The sequence below is a fragment of the Billgrantia aerodenitrificans genome (genome assembly GCF_021404405.1).
Taxonomy (GTDB): Bacteria; Pseudomonadota; Gammaproteobacteria; order Pseudomonadales; family Halomonadaceae; genus Halomonas; species Halomonas aerodenitrificans.
Map to the genome: position 1 here is coordinate 137,108 of NZ_JABFTV010000011.1, position 15,095 is coordinate 152,202.

General features: G+C 66.5%; 14 protein-coding genes. 6 read left to right on the forward strand and 8 right to left on the reverse strand.

Annotated elements, in window-relative coordinates; translation table 11 throughout:
• Positions 1 to 123: 123 nt before the first annotated feature.
• From pcaG to HOP59_RS19365, 8 genes are all read right to left on the reverse strand, one after another.
• A complete protein-coding gene (gene pcaG, locus HOP59_RS19330) occupies positions 124 to 756 on the reverse strand; it encodes a protocatechuate 3,4-dioxygenase subunit alpha (protein WP_234255147.1) in 633 nt (210 codons plus the stop codon).
• A gap of 31 nt (positions 757 to 787) precedes the next feature.
• The gene (gene pcaH / locus HOP59_RS19335) at positions 788 to 1,528 is read right to left on the reverse strand and encodes a protocatechuate 3,4-dioxygenase subunit beta (RefSeq protein WP_234255149.1); all 741 of its coding nucleotides are present in this window, start codon (positions 1,526 to 1,528) and stop codon (positions 788 to 790) included.
• Positions 1,529 to 1,661: 133 nt separating this feature from the next.
• Positions 1,662 to 2,597, reverse strand: coding sequence for a pca operon transcription factor PcaQ (pcaQ, locus tag HOP59_RS19340; protein ID WP_234255150.1), 936 nt, complete (start codon positions 2,595 to 2,597; stop codon positions 1,662 to 1,664).
• A gap of 355 nt (positions 2,598 to 2,952) precedes the next feature.
• A complete protein-coding gene (locus HOP59_RS19345; RefSeq protein WP_234255152.1) occupies positions 2,953 to 4,152 on the reverse strand; it encodes an alpha/beta fold hydrolase in 1,200 nt (399 codons plus the stop codon).
• 75 nt (positions 4,153 to 4,227) lie between these two features.
• Positions 4,228 to 5,430 carry a 3-oxoadipyl-CoA thiolase gene (pcaF, locus tag HOP59_RS19350; protein ID WP_234255154.1) on the reverse strand — a complete coding sequence of 401 codons (1,203 nt, stop codon included), beginning with the start codon at positions 5,428 to 5,430 and terminating at the stop codon, positions 4,228 to 4,230.
• Between the two features lie 31 nt (positions 5,431 to 5,461).
• Positions 5,462 to 6,250 (reverse strand): CoA-transferase subunit beta, encoded by a 789-nt coding sequence (locus HOP59_RS19355; RefSeq protein WP_234255155.1) that lies wholly within the window; start codon positions 6,248 to 6,250, stop codon positions 5,462 to 5,464.
• Positions 6,250 to 7,080, reverse strand: a complete 831-nt coding sequence (locus HOP59_RS19360) for a CoA transferase subunit A (RefSeq protein ID WP_234255157.1) — start codon at positions 7,078 to 7,080, stop codon at positions 6,250 to 6,252. Before HOP59_RS19360 ends, HOP59_RS19355 begins: the two co-directional genes overlap by 1 nt.
• A 171-nt stretch (positions 7,081 to 7,251) precedes the next feature.
• Positions 7,252 to 8,625: a class-II fumarase/aspartase family protein gene (locus HOP59_RS19365; RefSeq protein WP_234255159.1), complete on the reverse strand. Its 1,374-nt coding sequence runs from the start codon at positions 8,623 to 8,625 to the stop codon at positions 7,252 to 7,254.
• A 152-nt stretch (positions 8,626 to 8,777) separates the two neighbouring features.
• Between HOP59_RS19365 and HOP59_RS19370 the strand changes: the two genes are divergently transcribed.
• The 6 genes from HOP59_RS19370 to HOP59_RS19395 all read left to right on the forward strand — a co-directional run bounded on the left by HOP59_RS19370 (position 8,778) and on the right by HOP59_RS19395 (position 15,077).
• Positions 8,778 to 9,563, forward strand: coding sequence for an IclR family transcriptional regulator domain-containing protein (locus tag HOP59_RS19370; RefSeq protein WP_086508616.1), 786 nt, complete (start codon positions 8,778 to 8,780; stop codon positions 9,561 to 9,563).
• Between the two features lie 66 nt (positions 9,564 to 9,629).
• Complete coding sequence (locus HOP59_RS19375) at positions 9,630 to 10,409, forward strand: IclR family transcriptional regulator (RefSeq protein WP_010627494.1); 780 nt, start codon at positions 9,630 to 9,632, stop codon at positions 10,407 to 10,409.
• A gap of 78 nt (positions 10,410 to 10,487) precedes the next feature.
• Positions 10,488 to 11,444, forward strand: a complete 957-nt coding sequence (locus HOP59_RS19380) for an AEC family transporter (RefSeq protein WP_234255161.1) — start codon at positions 10,488 to 10,490, stop codon at positions 11,442 to 11,444.
• Positions 11,445 to 11,542: 98 nt separating this feature from the next.
• Entirely contained in the window at positions 11,543 to 13,285 is a 1,743-nt protein-coding gene (locus HOP59_RS19385; protein WP_234255163.1) for an FAD-dependent oxidoreductase, read from the forward strand.
• Positions 13,278 to 14,105, forward strand: a complete 828-nt coding sequence (locus HOP59_RS19390) for a sugar phosphate isomerase/epimerase family protein (protein ID WP_234255165.1) — start codon at positions 13,278 to 13,280, stop codon at positions 14,103 to 14,105. The genes HOP59_RS19385 and HOP59_RS19390 overlap by 8 nt, the downstream gene beginning before the upstream one ends.
• A 78-nt stretch (positions 14,106 to 14,183) precedes the next feature.
• Positions 14,184 to 15,077: a DMT family transporter gene (locus tag HOP59_RS19395; protein ID WP_234255167.1), complete on the forward strand. Its 894-nt coding sequence runs from the start codon at positions 14,184 to 14,186 to the stop codon at positions 15,075 to 15,077.
• Positions 15,078 to 15,095 lie beyond the last annotated feature (18 nt).

The window sequence follows — 15,095 nt, forward strand, 5'->3', positions numbered from 1 at the left end:
TATTCGCCTTTAGTCGCATGACCTGCGTCATACCAATAGCCAAAAAAACCGAGAGCCGGCACGTGCGCCGGCTCTCGGTGTCTTGCGGCCCTCTTGGGGCAGATTCGCTGCGGTGATGGCGAATCAGAAATCGAAGAATACCGTCTCGCCTTCACCCTGCAGCCTGATGTCGAGGCGATAGCGCACCTTGCCGTCGGCCTCTTCGCGCTTGGCGATGAGGGTTTGGCGGCGGGTCGGCGATTCGATGCGCGAGAGCACCGGGCAGGCGGCGTTGGCCTCGGCTTCGTCCTCGAAGTAGAGGCGGGTCTGCAACTGGATGTTGATGCCGCGGGCGAAGATCGCCAGGTTGATGTGCGGCGCCATGAGCTGGCCGTTGGGGTGAGCCACCGGGCCGGGCTTGACGGTCTTCAGCGACCATTCGCTGCCGTGGTCGAAGGTGGTGGCGGTGCGCCCGAAGCTGTTGAACGGCTTCTTGAGGTCGAACTCGGGCTGGTAGACGCCGTTGGCGTCGGCCTGCCAGGCTTCGAGGAAGGCGTCGCGTACCAGGTCGCCGTTGCCGTCGATCACGGTGCCGACGACTTCGATCGGCTCGCCCTCGGCTCCTTCCTGGGCCATCTCGTTCCAGATCTCTTCGTCGCGGGTCGGGTTGCCCGCGGCGGCCAGGGCCAGGCCGATGTGCACGTAGGGCCCGGCGGTCTGGGAGGCGGTCTCGCGCAGCATCAGTTCGCTGGTGGGAACGCTGTTTGGCTGTTTCATGTGATTTCCCCTTACTGATTCTCGAACCCGCTTACTGGTTTTCGAAAAAGGTCTGCAGCTCGCCGCGTACCACCAGGTCGAAGCGGTAGGCCAGGCAGTCCATGGGCTTGCTGCGTGCCAGGTCGAGGCGTCCGATCATGGTTTCGACCGCGGCCGGATCCTTGATGGTGTGGACGATGGGGCACAGCGGAATCAGCGGATCGCCCTCGAAGTACATCTGAGTGATCAGGCGGGTGGAGATCGAGGGGCCCATCACCGAGACGTGAATGTGCGAGGGGCGCCAGCTGTTGGGGTCGTTGGGCCAGGGGTACGGGCCGGGCTTGATGGTGCGGAAGCGGTACCAGCCCTGCTCGTCGGTAAGGGTACGGCCCACGCCGCCGAAGCCGGGGTCGAGCGGGGCGAGGTAGCGGTCGTTCTTGTGACGGTAGCGCCCGCCGGCGTTGGCCTGCCACATCTCGACCAGGGTGTGCGGCACCGGTTTGCCGAACTGGTCGATCACGCGGCCGAACATGATGATGCGCTCGCCCACGGGCAAGCCCGCCGCGCCCGTCAGCGAGGGGTCTTCACGGAAGTTGAGCAGCAGGTCGTTGTCGTGGGGGCCCATGCGCAGGTGGCGGAAGTCGGGGCCGGTGAGTTCGGAAGCGGTGGCTTGCTGCATGCTGGCCAGGGCCTGCTGCGGCGAGCGGGGCACGCTGGTCTTGTAGCCGGGGGCGTAGGCCGGGGGATGCCAGTTACGGTCGCGCTCCACGAAGCGCTTGTTGTGATCTTGCATGGCGTGTCGTCTCTTGGGGAGAGTGGTCTTGTCTCACCCAGTGTGACCTCTCGCCAAAGGCCCGCCAATTGACGACTCGGGCACCCCTCATAACCGCCGGGTTATGCTGCACCGCCGTTATGGCGACTGTTTTTCAGTTGCTCCCGGCGCCGCGCTCGGCGCTCACTTCGCGCAGCACTTCGCAGAAGGCTTCCAGCGCCAGCGAGGGCTGCATGCTGGCGTTGTAGCACAGCCCGACGGAGCCGCCGCGGGGTTCCAGCTCGATGCCGAGGCGAGACAGCCGCCCCGCCGCCAGGTCTTCGGCCACGGCCTCTTCGGGCACGACCCAGATGGCGTCGCTCTCCAAGGTGTAGTGGCGGCTGATGGGCAGCGAGAGCGTCTCAAGTCGCTGGCTCATCAGCGTCAGCGAGTGGCGCACGCAGAAGCTGTCGACCTGCTGGCGCAGGGTGGTCTGCAGCGGCGGCAGCACCCAGGGGAATTCGCCCAGCCGTTCAGCGGCGAGCGGTGCGATGCCGGCCAGCGGGTGGCCGCTGCGCACGCACAGCAGCAGCGGCTCGTAGTAGAGGTGCTCGAAGGCCAGGTCGCGGATCTCGCGGGCCTCGGTCATGCGCCCCACTACCAGATCCAGCTCGCCGCGGCGCAGGCGTGAGAGCAGGAAGGCGCTGGCGCCGGTCACCACGTTGACGCCCACCGCGTTCTGCCCGCCGGGGGCGGCGTGCCAGCGCCGGATGGCCTCGGGCAGCAGCCGGCTCTCCACCGTGGAGAGCGCCCCCACGCGCAGGTCGTGGGCGCCCAGGTGCACGTCGCCGACCGCCGCCACGCCCTCTTCCAGCGCGCGCATGGCCGGCCCGGCATGGCGCAGCAGGGTCAGGCCCGCCTGGGTCAGCGCCACGCCTTGGGGCGTGCGTTCGAACAGCGCCGCGCCGAGGCTCTCCTCCAGCTCGCGAATGGTCTTGGAGATACCCGGTTGGGTGATTGCCAGCCGCTCGGCGGCCCGGGCGAAGCTGCGCTGGCGGGCCACCTCGAGGAAGGCCTGCAAATGGCGCAGCTTGATACGGGCGTTGAGCATGGGGTTTTCCTACTGGCGTGAGGCGAACCGACTATCAGCGGCTATCAGCGAATATCAGAAGGTACCCGAAGAACGAAATGACGACCATGGAAAGCCGAAACCGGCCAGGCGGCCGGTTCGGATCATGCCATGCGTGCGGCACAGCTAATTAGCACTCTAATAAAAATCTTAGAAAGCACGTGCCTCCTGCCCCCTTGTGTCACATCCTCACCGCTACTAACATTTGCATCAATACACCCGCCAAGCCTATGTGGACTTCGGTCCTCACGCTCAAAATTGCGCGGGTTTTTTATTTCTCGTCACAAGATCGAGAACCGGGCAGGAAGCCTCGGATGACTTCCTGTCCTGCCCCAAGTCAGCCCAGCTCCTCGCCCCAGCCCAGCTCTTTCGCCAATGCAAACGCATGGTTGGCTGCCGGCACCCCGGCATAGATCGCCACATGCATCAGTACCTGGCGCAGTTCCGCTTCGGAGAGGCCGATACGCTTGGCGGTCTTGAGGTGCAGCGTGAGCTCCTCACGGCCCAGGGCGGCGAGGATGCCGGTGGTGATCAGGCTGCGCTCGCGGCGGGTGAGGTCGTCGTTGCTCCACAGCTCGCCCCAGGCCAGCCGGGTGATCATCTGCTGGAAGGGGGCGTCGAGGCTGTTGGCGTTCCGGCTGGCGCGGGCAACGTGCTCCTCGCCGAGCACCTGCTTGCGGGTCTCGAGACCCTCGGCATAGCTCACGCCATGCTCGCCGACGTCCTCACGCTCGCTGGCCATCCACAGCAGCAGCCGCTTGGCCATGGCGGCGGGCGCCTCCACCGAGGGCACGTGGGCAATGCCTTCGAGGATCTCCAGCGGCGCCCCGTCACACTCGGCGGCCAGGGCCTGCAAGGTCTCCGGCGGAGTGGCCACATCGGCGCTACCGCCGAGCAGGTGCACGCCGATGCCCGGATGCTCGGCGAGCGGCCCTTTCAGCTTGCCGCGGAAGTCGGTGCGGCCGAGCATCTCGCACAGGCGGGCGTAGGATTCGTCGTCGCCGCGGCCCATCTGGGTGCACCAGCCGGCCTTGAGCGCCGGTTCGGCCTCGAAGCAGGCCGGCGCGAACCAGCGCGGCACGATCTCCTCGGCCATGGCCGCCAGGCCTTCCTGACGAATGCGCCCGGCGCGGGTGGTCCAGAGTTCGGTATTGCCGATCACCGCGCCGGTATTGGTCAGGGTGACGGAGTAGAGCCGCTCGGCGTGCTCACTGATCAGCTGCTGGCCGACCACGCCGCCGATGGAGGTGCCGACGAAGTGGAAGCGCGAGGCACCGGCATGTTCGACCAGCGCCAGCGCCTCGCGGGCCAGGGCCGCCGGGGTGATCTCGCCGCCCTCGGCCGGCCAGGCCTGACTGGCACCGTGGCCGGGCAGGTCCCAGGTCAGCACGCGGTAGCGCGGCAGCAGCGCCGGCAGCAGCTCGTCCCACACCGCCTGACTCATGCCCAGCGGATGCGCCAGCACCACCAGCGGCAGTGCCTCGGGGCCGAGCAGGCGATAGGCGACGCTGCGGCCGTCGACGTTCAGAAATGCCATGTTCCTTCTCCCTGCAGTGCAACGGGAAAAGCCGGCAGTTCCTCACCGCCGGCCTGGTTCCAATCTCAGTCTCGCTTAGACCCTTTCGATCAGCGTGGCAATCCCCTGCCCCACGCCCACGCACATGGTGCACAGCGCGTAGCGCTTGCCGGTGCGCTGCAGCTCGTGAGCGGCAGTGAGCAGCAGGCGCGCGCCGGACATGCCCAGCGGGTGGCCCAAGGCAATGGCGCCGCCGTTGGGGTTGACCCGCGGGTCGTCGTCGGCGAGCCCCAGGTCCCGCGTGCAGGCGAGTGCCTGGGCGGCGAAGGCCTCGTTGAACTCGAAGATGTCGATCTCGTCCATGGTCACGCCGGTGCGCTCGAGCAGCTTGCGTACCGCCGGCACCGGGCCGTAGCCCATGATGCGCGGCTCGACGCCGGCCGTGGCCATGCCGATGATGCGGGCCATGGGCTTGAGCCCATGTTGCTCCACCGCGGCCCGGCTTGCCACCAGCATGGCGGCGGCGCCGTCGTTGACGCCGGAGGCGTTGCCGGCGGTGATGCTGCCACCCTCGCGGAACGGCGTCGGCAGCCCGGCCAGCTTCTCCAGGGTGGTCTCCCGCGGGTGCTCGTCGGTATCGAACACCAGCGGCTCCTGCTTGCGCCGGGGGATCTCGATGGGCGTGATCTCGATGGCGAAGCGACCCGCCTTCTGCGCGGCGGCGGCCTTCTGCTGGGAGCGCAGGGCGAAGGCGTCCTGGTCCTCGCGGGAGATGTTGAACTGTTCGGCCACGTTCTCGGCGGTCTCCGGCATGGAGTCGATGCCGTAGGCCTTCTTCATCAGCGGATTGACGAAGCGCCAGCCGATGGTGGTGTCCTCGATCTTCTGGCCGCGGGAGAAGGGGCTGTCGGCCTTGCCCAGCACGTAGGGCGCACGGGACATGGATTCCACGCCGCCGGCCAGGGCCAGCTCCATCTCGCCGGCCTTGATGGCGCGGAAGGCGGTGCCCACCGCGTCCATGCCGGAGCCGCACAGGCGGTTCATGGTGGTGCCGGGCACCGAGGTGGGCAGGCCTGCCAGCAGGGCGGACATGCGCGCCACGTTGCGGTTGTCCTCGCCGGCCTGGTTGGCACAGCCCATGAAGACCTCTTCGATGGCGGCCGGGTCGAGACCCGGTGCCTCGGCCAGCACCGCCTTGAAGATGGTGGCGGCGAAATCGTCGGGGCGCACGCTGGCCAGGGTGCCGCCGAAGCGGCCGATGGCGGTGCGCCGCGGATGGCAAAGGAATACGTCGGTCATACCTTATCTCCTCTAATGCGCCGTCGCGGCGTCACGCACCGGCATGGGCACGGGCGGTCCTGTCTTTGAGTTCGCGCAGGACCTCGAGCTCGCGGGCCGAGGGCTCCGGGGTGCTTTCCAGCGTCTCGGCGAAGCGGATCTCCCAGCCAGTGGCCTCGATCACGTCCTCGCGGCTCACGCCCGGGTGCAGCGAGACCACCACCAGCTCCTTGGTCTCGGGGTCGGGCTTCATCACGCACAGGTCGGTGATGACCCGGGTCGGCCCCTTGCCGATGTTGGGCACGCCGTCGCGGCCCTTGCCGTCGCGGCCGAAGCCCAGGGTGGTGACGAAGTCGACCCGGTCGACGAAGGCGCGCTTGGAGTGCTTCAGGGTGATGAACACCTCACCGGCATTCGTCGCGATTTCCGGCGCACCGCCGCCGCCCGGCAGGCGCACCTTGGGCTCGCGGTAATAGCCGATCAGGGTGGTGTTGAGGTTGCAGTAGCGGTCGATCTGAGCGGTGCCGAGAAAGCCCACGTCGATCTTGCCGCCCTGCAGCCAGTAGCGAAACATCTCCGGCACCGCAACGGTGGTGAGCGCCGTCTCGGCCAGCTCGCCGTCACCGATGGAGAGCGGCAGCACGTCGGGCTTGGTCTGCAGGGTGCCGGATTCGTAGATCAGCACCACATCGGGGGCGTGGGTCAGGCGCGCCAGGTTGGCCGCCTCACTGGGCAGGCCGATGCCGACGAAGCAGGTCATGCCGTTCTCCAGCGCGCGCGCCGCGGTAACGGTCATCATCTCTGACGAGGTGTAGTCCAGGCCCTTATCGACGGTACTCATCAGGCGTTCCCCCCTGCATTCATGACGTTCTCTTCGATCCACCGGGTGAAGGTGTCGCGGTCGCGGGCGATACCGTCCCACTCCTTGTAGAAGGCGTTGTTGCGCGGGTAGTAGCCGTGGGCATAGGAGGGCAGCGAGCCCTTCTCGGCCACGGCGATGGCGCTGATGGCCCAGCCCGGAATGATGCAGGCGTTGGGGTGATAGTCGGCCTCGGTGCGCAGGTCGTCGACGATCTCTTCGACGGTAACGATACTGTGCTTGGCCGCCAGTACGGCTTCTTTCTGCACGCCGACGATGCCTTCCACCAGCACGTTGCCGGCGCGGTCGGCCTTCTGCGCGTGGACGATGGAGACGTCCGGGCGCACCGCCGGCACCGCGGCCAGACGCTCGCCGGTGAAGGGGCACTCGATGAACTTGATCTGGTCGTTGACGCTGGGTAGTTCGCTGCCCACGTAGCCGCGCAGCACGGCCAGCGGCAGCCCGGCGGCACCGGCCTCGAAGGCGCAGGCCATGGCAGCGTGGCTGTGTTCGAGGATCTCGACCTTGTGCGGCCAGCCCTTCTCCACCGCATCGCGCAGGCGGTGGAGCGAGCCCACGCCGGGGTTGCCGCCCCAGGAGAAGATCACCTTCCTGGCGCAGCCGGCGCCGATCATCTGGTCGTAGACCAGGTCCGGGGTCATGCGGATCAGGGTCAGGTCACGCTTCTTCTGGCGGATGATTTCGTGACCGGCAGCGAAAGGAATCAGGTGGGTGAAGCCCTCCATGGCCACGGTGGCGCCGTCTTCGACGTAGCGTGCCACCGCGTCACGGAGGCTCAGGAATTCGGCCATGGTGTTCTCCTGGGCGCTCTCGTTAAAAGTTCGAATAGCGAACTTTGTTTTGTGATGCGAACAAGTTAACGCCAAGCTCCCTTGATCGTCAAATGCGCTGCACATGAAAAAACGAGGGGAGGCCAGGCCTCCCCTCGTTGGGTTCAACGAAACCGGTGGGTTTTCAGGACATTATTCGCGCTGCAGCCAGGCAGCCGCACGGCGCACTTGAGCTTGGCTACTACCAAGGTATAAGGCGGGATCGGTTGCCTGGCGCAGCGCTTGCGCTTCCACCTGCCCTTGCAGCTCAGGGTGAGCCTGCAGCGCATCGGCATAGGCCACGCCCTGCAGGCGGGCCGTTTCGGCAGCCTCGGCGCTGATGCGCTTGGCCGCCTCCTGGCCCAGCGTGGGCGCCAGCAGGCGCGATACCGGCTCAGCCATGATGCCGCCACCGGTCGCCGCCAGGTTGCGCCGCATGGCCTCGGGGTGCACCTCGAGCCCTTCGAGCAGCACGGCGGCCTGCTCCAGGGCTCCCTCCACCAGCAGCGCGCTGTCGAGCAGTGGCGTCCACTCGGCGTGCCACTCGCCCAGGCCACGCTCCAGCGGCTGGGCCTGGGCGTTGAGAATGACCGAGACATGGCCGTGAACCTGACGCGCCGCGCCGCGAATCAGCGCGCAGCGTACCGGGTTGCGCTTGTGCGGCATGGAGGAGGACTCGCCCATGCCTTCGCCGCCGGGCTCACTCACCTCGCCCACTTCGGTCTGGGTCAGCAGCGCGACGTCCAGCGCCAGCTTCTCGGCGGCGCCGGCCACGGCGTCCAGCGCGGTGGCCAGCGCATGGATCGGCTGGCGGTCGGTATGCCAGGGGAGCACCGGAACGCTCAGCTCGAGGCGCTGCGCCAGGGCATCCATCAGCTCCAGGCCCAGCCCGCCCGGATCGGCTCCATCCGATCCTTGCCCGTCCAAGCCCGGACCATCCAAGCCCGAGTGAACGGCCACCGCACCGCCGAACTGCACCGGCAGCTCGAGGGTGGCAAGACGACGGCGCGCCTGCTCCAGGCCGATGCCCCAGTGCGCTACCTTGACGCCGAAGGTGAGCGGCAGCGCCTGCTGCATCAGGGTGCGCCCCACCATCACCGTGGTTTCGTGAGCCTGCATCAGAGCGAGGGCAGCGCTACGGCAGCGCCGCAGCAGCGCATCCAGCGCCGCCAGACGCGGCTTGAGCATCAGCATCAGCGCCGAGTCGACCACGTCCTGGCTGGTGGCGCCGAGGTGGAAATGACGCCGCAGCTCGGCGGGCAGCGCTGCGCGCGCCTGCTTGACGAAGGGGATCGCCGCGTTGCCGCCGCTGGCCACACCGGCGCCAATGGCCGAGGTATCGAAGGCGTGCCCTTCGAGCGCCTTACGCATCTGCGCCGCCGTACCTTCGGGCAGAAGGTCACGCGCCTCCTGCACTTCGGCCAGGGCCAGCTCGAAGGCCAGCATGCCGGCCACCATGGCCTCGGCGTTGCATTCGCTCAGCGCAACTTGGCTCATGAAGGGATGCTGAAGCAGGGCGTCGGACATATCATGTCTCCGGTAACATGTTCCGGGATCAGGCTCGGACTCACGGCTTGGTCTTGCCAATCGCTCAGCCTATAGTCGAACAAGTGTTCGTGATTCGAACACTATGCTAGATTGGGTGCGACCCGGGAGCAACTCACGATAACGGAACGACAATGACACCAGAGGAAGAGGTTCTCAGCCCAGACGACCGCGACTTCGTGACCGCCCTGGCCAGCGGCCTCGAGGTCATCCTGGCCTTCGACGAGGCGCACCCGCGCATGACGCTCAGCGAAGTGGCGGCGCGCACCGACATGAACCGCGCCCGCGCCCGGCGCTTCCTGCTCACGCTGCACGCGCTGGGCTACGTGAGGAAGCAGGGCCGTTACTTCGAGCTGGCCCCACGGGTGCTGCAGCTTGGCTACGCCTTTCTCTCCGCCAACAACTATCGTAGCGTGATCCAGCAGGTACTGGAGGACATCACCGCAGAAAGCGGCGAATCCTCGTCCCTGGGCGTACTCGACGGCGACGCCGTTACCTACGTGGCGCGCTCCTCCGCTCCCCATCGGCTGATGGCCATCACCCTCTCGGTAGGCACCCGGCTGCCCGCGGCTCACACTTCCATGGGTCGGGCGCTGCTGGCTCAGCTGCCCGACGCCGAACTGGATGCCTTCCTGGAGCGGGTCACGCTGGAGCGCTACACCGACAAGACCGTGACCGACAAGGCGCTGCTGAAGAAGTGCATTCTCAAGGTGCGCCAGCAGGGCTATGCCATTGCCGATCAGGAGCTCGACTCGGGGCTGCGCTCGCTGGCGGTACCGGCCTTCGACGCCAACGGCAAGCTGCTCGGCGCGATCAACATCAGCACCAACGCCGCCCGGGTCGATCTCGACACCCTGATGCGGGAATACTTGCCGCTGCTGCAGAGAAAGGCGCGGGAGATTCGCGAAACCGTCAGCTGAATGGCTGCGGATGACGTTTCTTGAACATCGTTCTAGAATAATATTTTTGCCAAGCGAGACCTTCCCATGGCGGGCAGCCTGATCGAACGCACCCTGGGCGTGCTGGAAGCCCTTTCCGAAGATGCCAACGGTTTGCCACTGCTGGTCATCGCCGAGCGGCTGGCTATTCCCAAGAGCGCCGCTCACCGTATCTGTCATGAGCTGATTCGCCTCGGCCATGTGCGCCAGGACGCCGCCAGCCAGCGCTATCAGTTGACTACCCGCCTGGTGGCCATGAGTTTTCGCTACCTCTCGAGCACCGGTGCCAGCGACATCGTACAACCCATCCTCGACCGCCTGGCAGAGCAGAGCGGCGAACTGGTACGGCTCTCGGTGATCGAGGGCAACCGGCTGACCTGGATCGCCAAGGCTCAGGGGGCCCGCAGCGGCTTGCGCTACGATCCTGACATGGGCAAGGAGGCGCCGCTGTTCTGCACCGCCAGCGGTCACGCCTGGCTGGCAGCCCTGAGCGATGAGCAGGCCCTCGCGCTGGTGGATACCCAGGGTATGGAGACCGACCACCCACTGGGGCCCAATGCGCCTCGCACCAAGCAGGCGCTGCTCGACCACCTGCGTGAGACCCGTGAGCGCGGCTACAGCTGGACCCACGACAGCATGGGCCCCGGCACCGCAGCCATGGCGGCCCTGGTGCGTCATCCCCTGGATGGGCATCCGCAGGGCGTGCTCAGCATTGCCGGCCCCAGCGTGCGGCTCGATGCCGAGCGGGTCAAGGAACTGGGGCAGGCGCTGGTTACCGCCGCCCAGGAGCTTTCCCAGGCCACGCCAACTTCACAACTCTTCACCTGACGCACTTCAGCTATAGAGCTCGTGGGAGCCGGGGATAACCTGGGGCTCGCTCATGCTCGCCGCCGGCAAGGAGGCCCCATGCTGGAAATACTCGCCATCACCACGCCGATCTTCCTGCTGATCGGTGCCGGCTACCTGGCCATGGGCACGCGCCTGGTGAACCGGGAGCAAATGCAGGGAGTGGCCACCTTCGTGCTCTACTTTGCCCTGCCGGCTCTGGTGATCCGCGCCGTGACCCAGAACCCCCTCGACGAGGTTCTTCAGCCTCACTATCTGCTGGCCTATGGCCTCGGTTCGCTGGCGGTGTTCGCCTTCGCCCTGCTGTTGACCCTCGGCCTGCAGCGCAAGCCGCTCAGCGAAGGGGCCATTCATGCCCTAGGCATGTCCGCTTCCAACAGCGGCTTCATCGGTTTCCCGGTGGCGGCCATGGTGCTGGGCGCCTCTCCGGCGGCGGTTTTTCTGGCACTGAACATGCTGATCGAAAACCTGCTTATCATCCCGATGGCACTGATCCTCGCCGAGGTAGGTCGCCAGCGCGGCGCCGGCATCGCCACGGTGGCACGCAAGACCCTCTTCCGCCTGATACGCAACCCCATTCTGGTAGGGCTGGCGCTGGGTCTGCTACTGGCGGTGACCGACACCACCCTGCCCCGACCGTTGGCCCAGGCCGTCGACATGCTGGCCAACGCCTCCGGCCCCGCGGCGCTGTTCGTCATCGGCGGTACCCTGTTCGGCCTCCAGGTGCGCGGCATGATGAACGACGTAGGCCAAATCGTGGCGGGCAAGCTGATCCTGCACCCGCTGGCGGTGCTCGGCATCTTCCTGCTGATGCCGGAAGCGGACCCAGCATTGCTTGCTGGCGCGCTGCTGTTTGCCTGTGCACCCATGATCAGCGTCTTCCCGCTGCTGGGCCAGCGCTATGGCCTGGCCGGCGTCAGCGCCGCCACGCTGATGGTCGCCACCCTGGCCGCCTTCGTGACACTGAGCATGGGCATTTGGTTGATGGACCTCGCCAGCCTACTGCCCACCCGTTAATGCCGCCTACCGTCTCATCAGAAAAATGTTTGTCTGCTATTGAAAAAACTGGAACATGGTTCTAGATTCAATAGAGCCAAGTTCCAGCGAGAATATGAATGACCGATTCGCGATACGACTATGACCTGGTAGTGGTGGGCTCGGGTGCCGCAGGCCTCGCCGCTGCCGTCACTGCGGCCCATCACGGCCTGAAAGTGGCGGTGGTGGAAAAAGCCGATACCCTGGGCGGCGCCACTGCCTGGTCCGGCGGCTGGATGTGGGCGCCGCTCAATCCCCTGGCCCGCGCCGCCGGTATCGTCGAAGAGGCGGAAACGGTGCGCACCTATCTCCGCGCAGAGCTGGGCGAGAGTTATGACGAGGCAAAGATCGACGCCTTTCTCGATGGCGCACCGCGGATGGTCGAGTTCTTTCATGAGAAGACCGCATTGCAGTTCGCCGACGGCAACGCCATTGCCGACATCCATGGCGACACGCCCGGTGCCGGCACCGGCGGGCGCTCGGTGATTGCCGCCCCTTTCGATGGCCGCAAGATTGCGCCTGGAACGCTGAAAATGCTGCGCAGGACCATGCCCGAGACCGCGTTCCTGGGCATGCCGATCCAGGCCGGTCCGGATCTGGCGGCGTTCCTCACCTGCACGCGTTCCTTGAAGTCGTTCGCACATGTCGCCCGGCGCTTGGCTCGTCACTTTCTTGACCTGGCCCGTTACGGCCGTGCCATGCAGTTGGTCAACGGCGTAGCGCTGGTCGGACGACTGGCCAAGTCCGCCGACGACCTGGGTGTGACGTTTCGCGTTTCATCGCCGGTGACACGCCTGATCAAGGCAGGCGAGCGGGTCACCGGCGTGGTGATCGAGGGCCCCGAGGGGAAGGAGACGCTGCACGCCCGCTACGGCGTGATGCTGGCCGCCGGCGGCTTTCCCTGGGACGTCGAACGTCGCCGCGAGCTCTTCCCGCGCACCCCCACCGGCCAGGAGCACTGGCCGCTGCCACCGCCCTCAGCCAGCGGCGACGGCTTGCGCCTGGGTGAGGCGGTAGGCGGTGTGGTGGACAGCAGCCACTACTCGCCGGTGGCCTGGGCGCCGGTCTCGCTGGTGCCCTGGGGCAACGGCCGCATCGGTCACTTCCCGCATATCATCGACCGCGCCAAGCCGGGCATCATCGGCGTACTGAAAAACGGCAGACGCTTCGTCAACGAGGCCCACGGCTACTACGACTACGTGGAGGCCATGGTCAAGGCGGCACCCGAAGGTGAGGAAGTCTGCTCCTGGCTCATCTGTACCCACTGCTTCCAGCGGCGTTATGGTCTCGGCATCACTCGCCCGGCGCCGGTGCCCTTTCGTCACTGGATTCGCAAGGGCTATCTCAAGCACGGCAAGACGCTCGACGAACTGGCCCTGGCGTGCGGCATCGACCCGGAAGGCCTGTCAGCCACCGTGGCCGAGTTCAACCGCCACGCAGCTCGCGGCGAAGATCCCGAGTTCGGCCGCGGCTCCACGCTCTACAATCGCAAGACCGGCGATGCAGCTCACGGACCCAACCCCTGCGTGGCGCCACTGGAGCGAGGCCCTTTCTATGCGGTCAAGGTAGTACCGGGCTGCTTCGGCACCTTCGCCGGCCTCAAGACAGACGAACATGCCCGAGTGCTTGATGAACATGGAAGCCCCATCTCGGGCCTCTATGCCGCAGGCGCCGACATGGCCAGTATCATGGGCGGCCACTACCCGGCCGGAGGAATCAATCTCGGCCCGGCCATGACCTTCGGTTATATTGCCGGCCTGCATGTCGCCGACAAGCAGCACAACGCCGCTAGCATGGCCGAAGGCGATGCCGCCCATGCATGACACGACCTTTTCTCTGGCCGCCCTCACCGTGCTCGAGCTGTCGCCGCCGGACATGGTGGAGGTAGCGGCCCGAGCCGGCTATGCAGCCGTGGGCCTGCGGTTGATTCCCGCCACACCGGAAGAGCATCACTATCCTTTGGCCAGCGATCCCTCCCTGAGGCATCAGACTCGGCAGCGGCTGCGGGAGACGGGGTTGAAGGTGCTCGACATCGAGATCCTGCGGCTCAAGCCCGATAGCGACGTGACCCGGGATTTTCGCGAGGTGCTGGAGATCGGTGCCGAGCTGGGCGCCAGCGAGGTGCTGGTGGCCGGCAATGACGACGACGAAATGCGCACCATCGATAATTTCGCCGCGCTGTGTGAGCTGGCTCGCCCGCTGGGCCTGCATCCGCATCTGGAGTTCATGCCCTGGACGGGTGTGCGCAACCTACACCAGGCACATCGTATCGTGGCTGCGGCACGTCAGGCCGGGCACGCCAACGCCTGCCTGCTGGTGGATGCCTTTCATTTCAACCGCTCTGCCAGCCGTCTGGAGGAACTCGCGCACGTGCCACCGGACTGGCTGCGCTACGTGCAGCTATGCGACGTGGCTGGGCCGATCCCGGCCAGCATGGAAGAGATCCTTCACGAGGCGAGGCAGCAGCGCTGCTTTCCCGGCGACGGCGACATCGATCTCGAGGCACTGCTGGCAACCCTGCCCGCTGGCCGGCCGCTGAGCCTCGAAATACCCACCGAGTCGCTGCGCCGTCAGGGCGTCACCCCGCTGGAGCGAGCCCGCCGGGCCCTCGACAAGGCCCGCAGCCTCGTTCACCAGCGCTGATCCAAAGAATGGCGCCTTACCGGCGCCAATCTGTTAGCCTGCTACCATTAAGTTTTCTTCAAAGAGATACCGAAGGCCATGTCGACGAGCATCGCCACACCCGCCGCCGGGGCTGCAGACCGTCCGCTGCTGGGCATCGCCTTCATGCTGGGCGCGGGCCTGCTCTTCACCCTGCTCGACACCGGGGTCAAGTGGCTCACCCAGAGCTACTCGCCGGTTCAGGTGGTGTGGGCGCGCTATGCGGGCCACATGCTGGTGCTGGGGGGATACTTGCTGATGCTGGGCTGGCCCCGCTGCCGGGCCATCATGGCGTCCGTCGAATCGCTTCCGGGGCAGTTCGTGCGCGGCCTGCTACTGCTCGCTGCCAGTACCTTTGCCTTCCTGGCCTTCCGCGAGCTTCCGCTGCTGCAGGTCTACGTCATCAACTTCAGCTCGCCGCTGCTGGTTACCCTGCTGGCCATACCGTTACTGGGGGAGCGCGTGACGCTGGCTCGCGGGGCCGCGGTCGCCGCCGGCTTCGTCGGTGTAGTGATTGCAGTGGGACCCGTGGACTGGCGTGCCCAACCCGCCGCCCTGCTACCCTTCGGCATGGCCTTGTGCTTCGCGCTCTACCAGTTGGCCACGCGGCGCTTCGGGCGCAACGACCATCCGCTGGCGTCGCTGTTCTATGCCGGACTGGCCGGCGCCATGGTCAGTTCGGTGGTGGTACCCTTCTTCTGGACACCCATCGCCGGCGGCGACGTGCCGCTGTTCCTGCTGGTCGGCGCCCTGGGTGCCGTCAGCCAGCTCGGCCTGATCATGGCCATGCGCTGCGCCCCGGCATCCCTGGTCTCGCCTTTCCTCTACCTGCAGATCGTCTGGGCCACCGTGTCGGGCTATCTGGTGTTCGGCGACGTACCGCTGGTGGAAACCTACCTGGGCGCCGTGCTGATCATCGGCGCGGGCATCTTCCTGGCAACCCGCAAGCGCTGAGTGCCGGCGCTTGCGGTC